The following is a 14318-nucleotide window of genomic DNA, read 5'->3' on the forward strand; positions in this document are numbered from 1 at the left end:
CTGGCCGACGCGCAGATCTTCTGCCTGGACGTGGCCGGTGGCGGCGACGTGGCCCGCAAGGGGGCGGGCGGCCGTCGCGTCTCGGGTGGCTAGCGGTAGTTCACGAACTGCAGCGCCAGGTCGAAGTCCTTCTCCTTGATGAGGTTCATGACGCTCTGGAGGTCGTCCTTCTTCTTGGAGCTCACCCGCAGCTCCTCGCCCTGGATCTGCGCCTTGACGCCCTTGGGGCCCTCGTCCCGGATGAGCTTGGAGATCTTCTTGGCGTCCTCGGAGGTGATGCCCTCCTTGAGGCTGATCGGCAGCCGGTACTCCTTGCCGGAGGGCTTGGCCTCCTCGGCCGGGTCCAGGATCTTCAGGGAGAGCTTGCGCTTGATCAGCTTCTCCTTGAAGACCTCCAGGGCGGCCAGGGCGCGCTCCTCGGAGCCGCTCTTGATCTCGATGCCGTCCTCGCCCTGCCAGGCGATGGTGGTCCCCGTGCCCTTGAAGTCGAACCGCTGGGACAGTTCCTTGCCCGCCTGGTTCAGCGCGTTGTCGACCTCCTGACGGTCGAGCTTGGACACCACGTCGAAACTGGATTCGGCGGCCACGTACTCTCACACCCCGCTACGTCTCATGGGTCACGGGCGCCGGGGCGCCCGTGTACGTCTCGTCCGGCCCGGTCCGGGCCGGGTTCCGAGCTTAGCCGCGCCCCGCGCGGACCCGTCTGACGAGCCCTGGGAGGACGCGCCTGGGAAATCGATTTCAGGTTCGGGCCCATCATCCGCTATTGTCGTTCCTGCGCAGCGACGCACCGCGTCGCAGCAGCCCAGGCGGGTTGCCCGAGCGGCCAATGGGAGCGGACTGTAAATCCGTCGGCTTAGCCTTCGAAGGTTCGAATCCTTCACCCGCCACAGGGAGTACGAAGCCCCCGGCACCAACAGGTGCCGGGGGCTTCGTCGTGTCCGGGGTCGGGGTGCGGCCGGGGCCGGACACGACACGCTTGAGCCTCTCTCAAGGCACGCGGGGCTCGCGCGGGATCGGGAGGGCGCGCGGACGGTCCGGCGATTCGGGCGGTTGCGAGACGGTCACGCTCCGAGTGCGCTTCGGTCACTCTGTGTGACCTTTGATCGTCCCGGCAGGCCCTCGGCGTGCTGATAAATCATCGCATTGTCCCTTTTGTTTTCGGGGGCAAAAGGAATGCTACTGGCAATCTGGACAAATGGTCGCCGGAGTTTCGGCGTTGACAAAAATCGTGGGTCGGATGATGATTGCACCAGTCCACCGCGACACAGGTGCAAAAGCGCCTGCGTCTTTTTCTGTCAATGCCTCGCTTGAATTCTCGGGGGAAACATGATCAAGAAGCTGACCGCTGCTGGCCTGGTCGCTGGTGCCGCGATGGGCGCGCTCCTCATGGGCGCTCCCGCTCACGCCTCGCACGGCGGTGACCAGCAGTTCAACCAGAACCTCCAGCTCGTCCCGATCCAGTCCTGCAACCTGACGGGCAGCGTTGGTCTGGTCGCCGTCACCGTGCCGATCCTGTCGCCGCAGACCACGGGCGACTGCGTGAACGGCCCCATCGGCACCAACATCAGCTAGTTCCGGCATCGGTTCGACCGAGACCATATCTCACATTCTTCTGAAGGGTAATTCAATGCTGCGTAAGCTCGGTGTTGCCGGCCTCGTCGCTGGTGCTGCTTTCTCTGCCGTTCTGGCCGCCACCCCGGCCTCCGCCTCCCACGGTGGCGACCAGCAGTACAACCAGAACCTCCAGGCCATCCCGGTCCAGCTGTGCAACACCAGCGCCGCCGTCGGCCTGGTCGGTGTGAACGTGCCGATCCTGTCGCCGCAGACCACCGGCGACTGCGTCAACGGCCCCATCAGCACCAACATCGACTAGGAGAACCCCACAATGCGTAAGTTCACCGCTGCCACCGCCATCGCCGGTGTCGCGCTCGGCGCCATCCTCGCGGCCGCTCCCGCGTCCGCCTCCCACGGTGGCGACCAGCAGTTCAACCAGAACCTCCAGCTGGTTCCGGTTCAGCTGTGCAACACCGAGCTGGCTGTCGGCCTGCTCGCCGGCGTCAACGTGCCGATCCTGTCGCCGCAGACCGCCGGCGACTGCGTCAACGGTCCGGTCAGCACCAACATCGACTAGGGAGCCCCACATGCTGCGCAGGTTCACCGCCGCCACGGCGATCGCCGGTGTCGCGCTCGGCGCGATGCTCGCGGCCGCTCCGGCCTCCGCGTCGCACGGTGGCGACCAGCAGTTCAACCAGAACCTCCAGCTGGTTCCGGTTCAGCTGTGCAACACCGAGCTCGCGGTCGGGCTGGTCGGCGCCAACGTGCCGATCCTGTCGCCGCAGACCACGGGTGACTGCGTCAACGGTCCGGTCGGCACCAACGTCGACCACGACCGCGCCGACGAGGTCGACCACGACCATGGTCACGACCACGGCTACGGCTACTGATCACCCGACGGTGATCGACGGGGCCCCAGGGCTCCGGTGACGGAACAGAGCGGGATCGAGGCCCCCCGGCACATGCCGGGGGGCCTCACCGCTTCCCCCACGGCGACCACGACGGCGATGATGGTCGTGGAGCGAGGAGCCCCCATGAACCGAGGAGGCCGGTTGAAGCCCGCACTCTTGGCCCGAACCCTGCTGCTGGGAACCGCCCTGGCACTGACCCTCCCCGCCTGCGGTCAGGCGGGCGACCCCGCCGAGGACCGTCCCACCGAGCGCGAGGACGCCACGGGCGAGCCCCGGGACGAGGACGACGAGGACACCCCCGCCGCCGAGGGCGAGGTCCGGGTCCTCAACCTGCACGGGGACGAGGAGGGTTTCGAGGACCAGACACCGGGGGTCTACGTCGCCACCGCGTCCACGACCTTCACCGACATGGAGTGGGACCAGTGGGACGACACCCGCGCTCGCGGCGAGGGCGAGGTCCTGGGCACCTGGTGCATGGACCAGGGGTGCCAGGACGACCCCTACGACGTCGAGGTCGAGCTCGGTGACCCGGTGGAGGTCGACGGCACCTGGTACTTCTCCACCTACTCGATCACCGAGTACGACGACGACATGCCCCAGGAGCAGCGGGACGCCCTGGCGGAGGCCGACGACGGACGGCTGACCCTGCCCGCCGCCCCGGGCGACTAGAGCCCGTCCTTCCACGCTGTCCGATCGTGTCGGTGGAGCCGCCATCGACGCGGACGGCCGCCCGGTGGTCGCGAGCGCGGCATGATCGTCGGGGCCCGGGCCCCCGGGCGGGGGGACGTGAGCTTCGACTCCGCCCCCGCTCCCCGGAATCCTCACAAAGTCGAGAAAACTATCGAACCCGCTGGTCAGATCGGGCGCCGAGCGGGTTTCACCCGACTCCGGTCCGGCCGATCCGGGCGTGGCGGGCCCCGGAGGTCTCTAGTCTGCTGAGTTGTGGGACTCAACCAGTGGGCGGACGACCGCGCGGACGAAGGACAGGGCACCGGTGACCGGCCGGTGCCACGGCACGGCCGCGCCGCTCTGCTGCGCCTGGCCGCCTGGTTCGAGGAGGCCGAACCGGACCGCGTGGAGCTGTTGGCCACGGCCGCGTTCGCCCTACATCCCGCACGGCACCTGGAGGGGCGGGTCGACGACACGGTCGCGGCCACCACGAGCTGGTGGCACGCCGAGGCGGACCGCAGCACCGTCACCGAACACCCCGGAACCCGACCGCCCGAGCCCGTGCGCGACCACCGCGCCCAGCAGGCGCGCCTGCGCGACGCGGCCGAGTCCTCCGCGCACTGGCGTCGCGCCGGCGCCGAACAGATCCGCTCCCTGCTCACCGAACCCACCGCCGACCGCGCCCGTCTGGACCTGTCCGGCGCGGGCATGGAGGTCCTCATGGAGCTCCTCACCGCCGCGCTGGGCTCCGGCGACGCCTCCAGGCGCCCCACCTCCGCCGGTGACCTGGAGTTCGGACTGCGCCTGCACGTCGTCTCCGCGCCCGGGGCCGAGCTCACCGTCCGGGGCGAGGGCGGCGACCTGACGCTGGAGGGCCTGAGCCTGTGCGTCACCTCCTACGAAGAGCACGCTGCGCCCGCCGGGTCCGACTCCTCGGGGGCGACCGCCCCCGGGGCGGACGCGGAGCCCGGAGCGGCCGGGACCGTCCTCTCGGGTGACCGCACGTCCGGCGCTGGGACGGACGCCGGTTCCGGCGGCAGGCCCGAGTCCACCGCGGCCGGTGGAGCGCCCGAACCCGGCGAGTCCGGGGCGCTCGACAACCGTGGCGCGCCGACGGTCACCGCAGGGCCCACGGAGGCTCCGGGATCGGCGGCGCCCGGTGCGGTCGGGGACTCCACCGCGCCGGACGATTCCGGTGTTCCTGTCGCGAACGCCGGGAGTGCGGAGGCCGGGGGCACGACACCCGTGACCGGTGTACCCCTCGCGACGGGTGACACGGGTGACACGGGTGCCGACATCACGACGTCCGGGTCTTCCGGGGGCGGCGCCTCGGAGGTATCCGGAGGCGGCGCCTCTGAGGTACTCGGCGGGGCACCGGCCCCCGGCGTTCGCGCCGCGACCGCGCTGACGGGTGACGCCGGGCCTTCGGGACGTTCGGGTACCGGTGCGATGGCGGGAACCGAGCCCGGTGGGTCCTTGGGGTCCGCGCCGCCCCGTGGGCCCGTCGTCGAAGGAACCCCGGAAGGGGCCCGCGCGGCCGTTGGGGACTCGGGGTCTGCTGCGACTGGTGGGCCTGCTGCGCCTGGTGGGCCTGGTGGGGATCAGGCGGTGCGCGGGCCCGGTGTTCTGGGCGCGCCGTCCGGTGCCCCGGAGAACCGGAACGCTGCCTCTGGTGCGCCGAGCGTGACCTCTGGGTACCCGGGTCCCGGTGCGGCTGGTGGGTCGCGCGGGACCGCGCCGCCCCGAGCCTCCGGTGGACCCCGTAGGACCCCTGAGACCGGTGCGGCCTCCGGGACGGTACCCGGTGCTCCGCCCCTCGCCTCCGAGAGGCCGGGGCCGCCCGCCCCGGCCTCCCGCGCTCCCTGGGAGGGTGCGTACTCCGCCCCCGGGCCCAGCGGCCCCCGTGTGCCCGGCGCGCCCCCCGCGCCCGACGGCCCGGGTGGGACCGGTGGTCGCGCCACACCCGGCGCGCCCCCCGCGCCCGACGGCCCGGGTGGGACCGGTGGTCGCGCCACACCCGGCGCGCCCCCCGCGCCCGACGGCCCGGGCGGCGGGTCGCCGGCCTCCGGTGCGCCGGACGCTTCCTGGGCACCGGGTGGGCCCGGCGCGCACGCCGTGTTCTCCGAGCGCTCCAGTCCCCCCGGGAGGACCACACCCCCCGGACCCGTCCCGCCGGGCCGGGCACCCCACGAACCCCCGGGCACCGGTGACCCCACCGGCTCCGCTCCCGACGTCGAGACCACCGGCCCCATCGACATCGCCGGAGACACGCCCCGAACCGGAAGGTGGGAGTGATGGAGACCGGTACCCACACCGAGGACGCCGCCCTCATCGGTGAGCGTCAGGCCGCGGCCCGCGCGCTCATGGCCCGCCCCCTGCTCACCCGGCGCACCCACCCGGCCGAGTTCTCCCTCGTGCGCTCCCACACCGAATGGCTCGTCCAGCGCTTCCAGCGGGTGCTCGGCTACCGCCTGACCGTCGCCGACGAGCACGCCCGCCTGGTCAAGCGTGGCCTGGTCGACGAGGTGGTGCGGCCCGCCACCCGTACCACCGGCACCCGCTTCACCCCCCGGACCCACACCTACCTGGCGCTGGTCCTGGCGGTCCTGGTCGAGCAGACCGGAGCGGTCACCGCGCGGGTCCTCGCCGAACGGGTCCGCGCGGCCGCGAGAGAGGCCGGGGTCGACGCGGACCCGGGCCGCGGCCTCGGCGAGCGCCGTGCCTTCTGCGCCGCCCTCCGGCACCTCGTGGGCCTCGGCGCGCTCACCGAGACCTCGGGGAGCGTCCTCGCCCACCAGGCGGACCCCGCCCACCGGGTCGAGCTGGCCCCGGACACCGGAGCCCTGCGCGCCGTCGTCGCCCACCTACCCCGGGCGGGCGACGACCCCGGGACGTTCCTTGCCGACGCGTCGGACCCCGACCCGGAGACCGACCAGGCGGGTGAGATCGCCCTGCGCCGCCTGCTCGCCGAGACCGCCGTGGTCTACCGCGAACACCTCCCCGACCGCCAGCGCGACCGGCTCGCCGCCCACCAGTGGCGGGCCGCGGCCGCCCTGGGGAACCTGCTCGGCTGCGACACCGAGATCCGCGCCGAGGGTGTGGCGCTCGTCATGCCGGACGAGACGGAGGCCGCCGTGCGCTTCCCCTCGGACGACCCGGTGGGTCGAACGGCCCTCGCCCTGGTCCGCCACCTGTCCGGCCGCCTGCACCCCGGCCGCCCCGCCACCTCGGTCCCCGTGTCCGACCTGGAACTACGTACCGCGTTGGACGCCCTCGGCGGAGCCGACGCCCCGGCCCGCGCCGAGTGGGCGCGCGCGGCCGGGCCCGAGATCCCCGATCCGGAACGCCTGTCCGGTCTCGTGACGGAGCTCCTCACCGGGCTCGGCCTGTTGTCGGGCGGCCCCGGAGCGTGGGCGCTGACCGCCGCCGCGGCCCGGTTCGGCGCCGACGTGGACGAGTGCGTCCCCCTGATCCAGGACAATGACGAAGACAGCCGGACACATCCCGCGCCTCCGCGTGGTTCCGGTCAGGACGGGCCCGCCCCCGGGGCCGACGCCCGAGGCGACCTCGACCGTGTGGCGTCCGTGCTGCAAACGGTGGCGAACGAGAAGGTGAGCGCGACCAGTGGTGACACAGGAGACGATCCAGGCCCCCGGGACGGCTCCGGCTGATCCTGCCGACACCCCCCGCTACCGCCTGGAACGCGCGGGCATCAGGAACGTCTGGCAGTACGACGACCACGTCCTGGACTTCGCCGAAGGGCGGCTCCTGCTGCGCGGTCGCAACGGCGCGGGCAAGTCCAAGGCCCTGGAGATGCTGCTGCCGTTCCTGCTGGACGGCGACGTCCGCCGCCTGGACACCACCGGCACCAACCGCACCAGCCTGCGGTGGCTGATGGCCGACGACCCCCGCGCGGGTCGCGGGCCGGTCCCCGAGGACACCGGCCCGGACCTGCTCGGCGGCCCCGCGGAACCCGCTCCCGAGGTGGAGGAGGAGACGGGGCCCGCGGACGGCGCCGCCCCGGCGGCCCCCGGCGACGGCGGGGAGACCGGGTCCGGGCCCGCCACCCGCCTGGGCTACCTGTGGGTCGAGTTCACCACCGCGCGCGGCGACCGGGGGCTGGACGCCCCCGCCCGTTCGCTCGCCGCGTCCGCTCCCACCACCGCCTCCGCCCTGCTGGCCGCCCTCGTCCCCGCCCCGGCGGCCGAAGGGGAGGGCGGCGCCTCACCCGAGGGGGAGGACCCCGGCACCGACGCCACGGTGGCGGACACCGGTGACCCCGGCGTCCCGCCCCGCCACATCACCCTCGGAGCGGCGGTGATGGCGGTCGGCGACGCCGACCCCCGCTGCGTGTTCTTCGTGACCGACCGCCGCGTCGGCCACGACCTCGAACTGGTCACCGACGGACGCCCCAAGCCCGTCGACCGGCTGCGTTCGGAGATCGGCTCCGACAACTGCTTCACCAGCGCCGTCCCCTACCGCGCCCGGGTGATGCGCGACCTGTTCGGCATCGACGACTCCGTCCGCTACCGCAACCTCATCCACCTGCTCTACCGCCTGCGCCGCCCCACCATCGGCGACCGCCTGGAGGCCGGTGAGCTGGTCGGCGTGCTGTCCGAGGCGCTCCCGCCCATGGACGAGTCCGTCCTGGACGAGGTCGCCCGCAACATCGCCGACCTCGAACAGGCCCGCAGCGACAAGGACGGGCTCGCCGAGGCCGGTGCGGGGGTCGCCGCCTTCCTCACCGACTACCACGGCTACCTCCTGCACACCCTGCGCGCCCGCTCCTCGGAGGTCCGAGAACAGCTCGACGCCTGCACGCGCCGCACGGACGAGACCGACCGCCTGCGCGCGGAGCTGGACGACCTCATCACCGCCGAGAGCCAGATCGCGGAGGAACGCGACCAGGCGCGCCGCACTCGCGACACCGCCGAGGCCGACGACGGCACCCTCGCCTCGGCCCAGAACGGCGCCGCCACCGCCACCGCCAACGAGCGCCGCGCCTACGACGCCGCCGTGGGCGCCTACATCCGCGCCGCGGAGGCGGCCTGGGCCGCCGCCGAGCACGCCGCCACCACCGAGACCCACGCGGTGGAGCGCCTCGGTGAGGACTCCGCGGCGATCGAACGCGCGCTGGAGGTCCTGCGCCAGACCCATGTCGAGGCGGCGCGCGCCGCCACCGCCGCCGGGCTCGACACCCGCGCGCTTGGCCAGATCCCCGACGCCCGCACCGCCGTGCACGCGCCAAGGGAGAGCGCCACCCGGGTCGACCTCCAGGGCCTCGAACAGGCGGTGGAGCGCGCCCCGGTGGAGGGCGTCGACCTCGCCGACCTCCGTGAGCAGCTCGGCCGCCTGCACGACCGGCTCACCTCCGCCGCCGACTCCGCGGCCGACCGCACCGACCTCGCCGCCCGGCTGACCGGCCTCACCTCCGCGGCGGCCGCGGCGGACCGCCGCCTGGTCGCGCTGACCAGCGAGGCCGAGAGCGCCGAGGCCGTCCTGGAGCACGCCCACACCCGGGAACAGGAGGCCATCGGCGCGCTGCGCGCCGAGAGCACCGCCTACGCGGACGGGGTCCGCGCCTGGGCGGCCCGGCTGCGGGACTCCAGCCACGCGCACGCCCTCGGCGAGGCCATCCACGAGCTGGAGGGCAGTGTGGAGCTGCCCATCACGGACACCCTGCGTGTGCTGGACCCCCGGGTCCCGGCCACCGTCGCCCGGCTCGCCCACACGGCCGTCGACCCTCTTCTGGAGGAGCTGCGGGCCCGTCGCGACGTCGCCGTCAACGAGGAGGGCCAGCTCTCCGACGAGCTCGCCGACCTCGCGGCCCGCCGCGCCCGCAACGCCGACAGCGCCCCCGAACGCCCCGCCTGGGCCACCTACCCGCGTCCGGAGGCCGACGGAGTCCCCTTCCACCTGGCCGTGGACTTCGCGGACGGCCTCTCCCCGCGCGACCAGGCCGGGCTGGAGGCCGCGCTGGAGGCCAGCGGCCTGCTCGCCGGGTGGATTCGCGCGGACGGCACCCTCGTCGACCCCGCCACCCGCGACCTGATGGTGACCCCGGCCCGCCCCGCCAAGGGCCGCACCCTGCTGGACGTCCTCGTGCCCGTCGCCTTCCCCGACCGGGGCGCGCACGGCGACAACCTCCGTTCCCTGCTGTCCTCGATCGCCCTGCACTCGGAGACGCCCGGCAGCTCCGAGGACGCCGAACCCAAGCACCGCCGCGACAGCGCCGTCACCACGGTCAGCTCCATGTCGCTCTCCGGCGGGTGGCGCCTGGGGGTGGCCTCCGGCGCCCACTTCAAGGCCGAGCCCGAGTTCATCGGCGAGGCCGCCCGTAAACGCGCCCGCGACCGGCGGTCCGCCAACACCGACCGCCGTATGGCCATCGCCGAGGCCCTCCTCGCGGAGGCGGGCGAGCGCCGCTGGGGGGTCGAGCGCTCCTACACCGAACTGCTCGGTGTCTCCCGCGACCTCCCCGAGGCCGCTCCGCTCATCCGCGCCTGGGCCGCGCTCGACGTCGCCCGCGCCGACGTGGCCGCGGCCAGGCGGGCGCACGACACCGCCGGGTCCGCGGCCGAGGCGGCCCGGACCGAACTCCTCGGCATCCGCTCGCGCCTGGCCGAGGCGGCCCGCGAGGAGCGCCTGCCCACCGTGCGCGCCGAACTCGACAGCGCCCTGCGGGCCCTGGACCACCTACGGGTCCTGATCGCCTCGGCCCTGCGCGACCTGGACGTCCTCGCCTGGGAGCTGGCCGACCACGAACGCCACACGCACGCGTGGTCGCGGGCCCGGGCCGCCCGGGTCCTGGCCGAGGACGCCCGCGCGGCGGCGATCGACGACATGATCACCGTGCGCCGTCAGTTCGAGCTCGGCGACCGGGCCCGGGGCGTCGCTCCGGAACAGATCGACGCGGCCCGTGCCCAGGTGAGGGAGCGCGCCGAGGAGGCCGCCGGTCGGCTGCCCGAACTCGAACGCGACGCCCAGCGCGCCCGCGACGAGCGCGTCAGCGCGGAGGCCCGCCTGGAGGTCGCCACCACCGAGCGCGCCGAGCAGGTGCGCCGGGCATTGGCGGCGGGCGAGGCCCTGGTCTCCTCCGTCACCACCGTCGGCGACCCCGACAGCAGGGCGGTCACCGGCACGGAGGACACGGTTCCCGACGCCGTGCTGCTCCGCGCGGCGGGGCTGGAGGACTGCGCGGGGGACGACGCGCCCCTGGCCCGCTACCTCGCGGCCGTCAACGGCGGCCCGGAGGCCGAGACCACCGGGCCGGACGAGCGCCTGGCCCTGCTGGCCTCCTTCGCCTCGCAGCTGGAGGGCGGGCTGGCCGCTCAGGAGGAGGTCGTCGAGGTCGACGACAGCGGCATCCTCGGCAGCCGGGAGGAGCTGCACCGCCTCCTCACCTCGGTGGGCTGGGGGCAGACCCGTACCGAACTCAGCGAACCACGCGGGGTGAAGCGCCTCACCGTCCACGACGAGGACGGCGCCCACGACGTCGCCGCCTACGCCGAACGGGTCGCCGAGGCGGTCGTGCGCGCGGAGGAGACCGTGGCCGTCGCCGAGGAGGAGGCCTTCGAGCGCCACCTCCTGGGCGAGCTGGCCGGTCACCTCTCCCGCCAGATCGACGAGGCGCGAGCCCTCATCGCGACCATGAACGACGTCCTCAAGGACGTCACCACCTCGGCCGGTCTCGGCGTACGCATGGACTGGAGCCTGGCCCCGGACGCGGGCGCCGACGTCGAGGCGGTCGTCCCGCTGCTGGCCACCCCGCCCGAGGAGCGCACCCGGGTCCAGACCACCCGCCTGCGCGACGCCCTGCGCCGCTGCATCGAGGCGATCCGCCGCCTGGACCCGGCCGCCACCGGCGGAGCCCAGTTGCGCGCCGCGCTCGACTACCGGTCCTGGTTCACCTTCACCGTGTACGTCACCGACTCCGCCGGAGACGAGCGCCGTCTGGGCCACCGCACCGCCCTCAGCCAGGGCGAGCAGCGCGTGGTCGCCTACCTGGTGTTGTTCGCCGCCGCCGCCGCCCAGTTCGACGCCCTGGCGGTCCGCGCCCCGTGGGCGCCGCGCCTGATCCTGCTGGACGACGCCTTCGCCAAGGTCGACGAGCCCACACACGGGCGGTTGCTCGGCCTGCTGGTCGAACTCGACCTGGACTTCGTGCTGACGTCCGAGCGCGTCTGGGGCTGTTTCGCGAGCGTGCCGAGTCTCAACATCTACGAGTGCCTGCGCGACCCGAACGTCCCGGGCATCGCGACCCTGCACTTCACCTGGGACGGCAGTAGGAGGCGGCTGGTCGGGGTGTGACCCCGGGCCGGGGCGGTTTCGGGGACACGCCGACACGCTCCGGCCGACCGTGCCACAGTGGCGTGGGTCATGTCCGTTTTCCGGGGAAGGCGCCGGGGGCGTGTCGGTGGCGGCGAACACGAGGGCGCCGGGGAGTGTGGGGACGGTGAGCACCGTGCGGGAGGAGTCGGGCGGTCGGCGGGGGACGGGCGTCCGGGACGGCCGGGGGCGCCGCACCGCCCCCGAGTCGGCGCCGTGGGCGGGCCGGACCGGGGCCGGGAGCCGTCCGGCGGGCGCACCACCAGCGCGCTTCCTCCCGTCCTGTCCTACTCTGCTGGTGCAGGTTCGATAACGGAGCGGGGTGGCGAAGGTGACTCGGGGACCCGAGGCGGACACACGCACAGGACGGGACGGCCACGCGGCCGCGTCCCAGACCGAGGACCCCACCACCAAGGCCCTCCTCGACGCCCTGGCGGTGTCGGGGCTGCCCGAGGAGGTCCGTGCCTGGGTCGGGGCCGCCGTGTGGGGCGAGGAGGCGCTGGAGGCCCTCCTGAGGGGTGAACACGTCCCCGGGCTGGTGCCCGAGGGCGATCCCGGGCCCCCGCCCGGACGGGTGCGCCGCGCCTACCTCACGGGTATCCGCGTCCAGGGGTTCCGGGGCATCGGCCGCCCGGCCGACCTGACCTTCTCGCCGGGGCCGGGACTCACCGTGATCGTCGGCCGCAACGGTTCCGGCAAGTCGAGTTTCGCCGAGGCGGCGGAGGCCGCGCTGACCGGCCGCAACCCGCGCTGGGACGCCATGCCCACGGGCTGGCGCGACGGATGGCGCAACCTGCACTACGACGAGCGCACCGAGGCGACCGTGGACATCCACATCGCCGGTGACCCCGGCCCCACCCGGATCAGCCGCCGCTGGACCGGGGAGAGCGTCCGCTCGGCGCGTGGTGAGGTCGTGCACCCCGGCGGCGAGGTCTCGCCGCTGCGCACCCTCGACTGGGGCGAGAACCTGGTGCGCTACCGCCCCTTCCTCTCCTACGACGAACTAGGCCGTACCGTCACGGGACGCGCCGCCGAGCTCTACGACACCCTCACCGCCCTGCTCGGGCTCACCGGGCTGGCCGAGGCCGAACGCCGACTGGCCAAGGTCTGCGACGCCCTCGTCCGGCGCCGTGAACGGCCCTCACGGGAGATCCGCCCCCTCCTGGAGGTCCTGGGCGCCTCCGGCGACCCGCGGGCCGCGCAGGCCGTCGGAGTGCTCACCGCGCCCTCCATGGACCTGGAGGCACTGCGCCGGGTGGCCGCCGACGACGGCCCCAGCGACCCCGCCCTGCACGTGGTGCTGCGCCGCCTGCGCCGCCTGGCCGTTCCCGAACGCACGATCATCGCCGACGTCGTGAACGAACTGCGCGGCGCCGCCATGGAACTGGCGATGGCCGCCGGGACGAAGGGCGACCACGCGCACGGTGTGGTCCAGCTCCTCGAACAGGCGCTGGAGCACCACAAGCGCCACCCCACCGAGACCACCTGCCCCACCTGCTCCGCCACCGGGGCGCTGGGCGCGGACTGGGTGCGCCGCGCCAACGCGCAGCTGCGCGCGCTCCGCCCCCAGGCCGCCATTGCCTCCTCCGCCCACGACCGCGCCACCGCGGCGCGTGACCAGGCCCGCTTCCTGCTCTCCCCGGTGCCGTCCTGGCTGCCACCGGAGAGCGAGCTCGGCCAGGTCTGGGCGCTCTGGGAGTCCGGTTCCGACATCGAGGACCTCGGTGAGCTGGCGGAGCACATCGAGTCGGTGGGCCGCAGGCTCCGTGCGGCGGCGGTCAGCGCCCGCCGGGACGCCTCGGAACGGTTGGAGGACCCCACCGAAGGGTGGGCGGAGCTCGCGGAGCGACTCTCCTCCTGGTTGGACGACGCCCAGGACGCCGTGGCCGCGAGCGAGACCCTGGGTGCGGCGGAGGCGGCCCTGAACTGGCTGGCGGAGTACGCGCGCGGCGTGCGCGCGGAGCGGCTGGGCCCGGTGGCCGCCCAGGCCGAGCAGGTCTGGTTCCGGCTGCGCCAGGAGCGCCACATCGACCTCCAGGGCATGCGGTTGATCGGCCGGGGGGCCCGCCGCCGGGTCGAGGTGGACGTCACCGTCGACGGGGTGGACGACCAGACCAGCGCGCCCGGGCTGCTCAGCCAGGGCGAGTTCCAGGCGCTGGCGCTGTCCATCTGCCTGCCGCGCGCCCTCGTGGACGGCAACCCCTTCGGGTTCCTGCTGCTGGACGACCCGGTCCAGGCGATGGACACCGAGACCGTGGAGGGGCTGGCCGCGGTCCTGGCGGAGGTGGGGCGGCACCGGCAGCTCATCGTGTTCACGCACGACACCCGGCTGTCGGACGCCCTGCGCAGACTGGGCCTGCCCGCCGACATCCGCACGATCAACCGCGACGCGATGTCCAACGTCTGGCTGGCCGAACCGAACGGCTGAGGTCCGGCACGACTCCCGAACACCGGCCCCCGAGCACCGGGGGCCGGGTGCACGGCGTCACATCGGCGGCCTTTTTCGAGCCGCGCTCCGGAGGGTTCCGAGTGGCCTGGGGCGCGATCAAACCCCTGCTGAGCAGGGGTTTTCGTGTGTTCCGGGGTGTACGGGGGAGAGGCCTGGCGCGGTGCTCCGCGGGCCCCTGCGGGGGTGCCCGGCGCTCGATGTGGCAGACCACCCCCGAACCCCTGTATAGTCGTGTTCAGCGCAAGGGGGCAACACCCCCGGGGCGGACGAGAGAAAGTCCCACAGCGCGCCCCTTTAGCTCAGTCGGCAGAGCGTCTCCATGGTAAGGAGAAGGTCTACGGTTCGATTCCGTAAAGGGGCTCCACCACTTGACGAGGTTCCGGTCCACTCAGGTGGGTGGCCGG

General features: G+C 73.9%; 10 protein-coding genes and 2 tRNA genes. 11 read left to right on the plus strand and 1 reads right to left on the minus strand.

The window, feature by feature from the left end; genetic code table 11:
* Positions 1–89 precede the first annotated feature (89 nt).
* On the minus strand, positions 90–587 hold the full coding sequence (locus tag ABZ635_RS07490; protein ID WP_357760430.1) for a YajQ family cyclic di-GMP-binding protein: 498 nt from the start codon (positions 585–587) through the stop codon (positions 90–92).
* Between the two features lie 221 nt (positions 588–808).
* Here ABZ635_RS07490 and ABZ635_RS07495 point away from each other — a divergent pair.
* From ABZ635_RS07495 to ABZ635_RS07545, 11 genes are all read left to right on the plus strand, one after another.
* Positions 809–890, plus strand: a tRNA-Tyr gene (locus ABZ635_RS07495).
* A 439-nt stretch (positions 891–1329) separates the two neighbouring features.
* Positions 1330–1575: a hypothetical protein gene (locus ABZ635_RS07500; protein ID WP_017543038.1), complete on the plus strand. Its 246-nt coding sequence runs from the start codon at positions 1330–1332 to the stop codon at positions 1573–1575.
* Between the two features lie 55 nt (positions 1576–1630).
* The gene (locus tag ABZ635_RS07505; RefSeq protein WP_191266743.1) at positions 1631–1876 is read left to right on the plus strand and encodes a hypothetical protein; all 246 of its coding nucleotides are present in this window, start codon (positions 1631–1633) and stop codon (positions 1874–1876) included.
* A 12-nt stretch (positions 1877–1888) separates the two neighbouring features.
* The gene (locus ABZ635_RS07510; RefSeq protein ID WP_357760435.1) at positions 1889–2134 is read left to right on the plus strand and encodes a hypothetical protein; all 246 of its coding nucleotides are present in this window, start codon (positions 1889–1891) and stop codon (positions 2132–2134) included.
* A gap of 10 nt (positions 2135–2144) precedes the next feature.
* Positions 2145–2447: a hypothetical protein gene (locus tag ABZ635_RS07515; protein ID WP_357760437.1), complete on the plus strand. Its 303-nt coding sequence runs from the start codon at positions 2145–2147 to the stop codon at positions 2445–2447.
* 162 nt (positions 2448–2609) lie between these two features.
* Complete coding sequence (locus tag ABZ635_RS07520) at positions 2610–3137, plus strand: hypothetical protein (protein WP_357760439.1); 528 nt, start codon at positions 2610–2612, stop codon at positions 3135–3137.
* Positions 3138–3410: 273 nt separating this feature from the next.
* Positions 3411–5432, plus strand: a complete 2022-nt coding sequence (locus ABZ635_RS07525; RefSeq protein WP_357760441.1) for a DUF2397 family protein — start codon at positions 3411–3413, stop codon at positions 5430–5432.
* Complete coding sequence (locus ABZ635_RS07530; RefSeq protein WP_357760444.1) at positions 5432–6808, plus strand: TIGR02678 family protein; 1377 nt, start codon at positions 5432–5434, stop codon at positions 6806–6808. The genes ABZ635_RS07525 and ABZ635_RS07530 overlap by 1 nt, the downstream gene beginning before the upstream one ends.
* Positions 6762–11447 (plus strand): SbcC/MukB-like Walker B domain-containing protein, encoded by a 4686-nt coding sequence (locus ABZ635_RS07535; protein ID WP_357760447.1) that lies wholly within the window; start codon positions 6762–6764, stop codon positions 11445–11447. Before ABZ635_RS07530 ends, ABZ635_RS07535 begins: the two co-directional genes overlap by 47 nt.
* Positions 11448–11787: 340 nt before the next feature.
* Entirely contained in the window at positions 11788–13893 is a 2106-nt protein-coding gene (locus ABZ635_RS07540) for an AAA family ATPase (RefSeq protein ID WP_357760451.1), read from the plus strand.
* Between the two features lie 309 nt (positions 13894–14202).
* Positions 14203–14278 (plus strand) — tRNA-Thr (locus tag ABZ635_RS07545).
* Positions 14279–14318 lie beyond the last annotated feature (40 nt).

Source organism: Nocardiopsis sp. NPDC007018 (assembly GCF_040635075.1).
GTDB lineage: Bacteria > Actinomycetota > Actinomycetes > Streptosporangiales > Streptosporangiaceae > Nocardiopsis.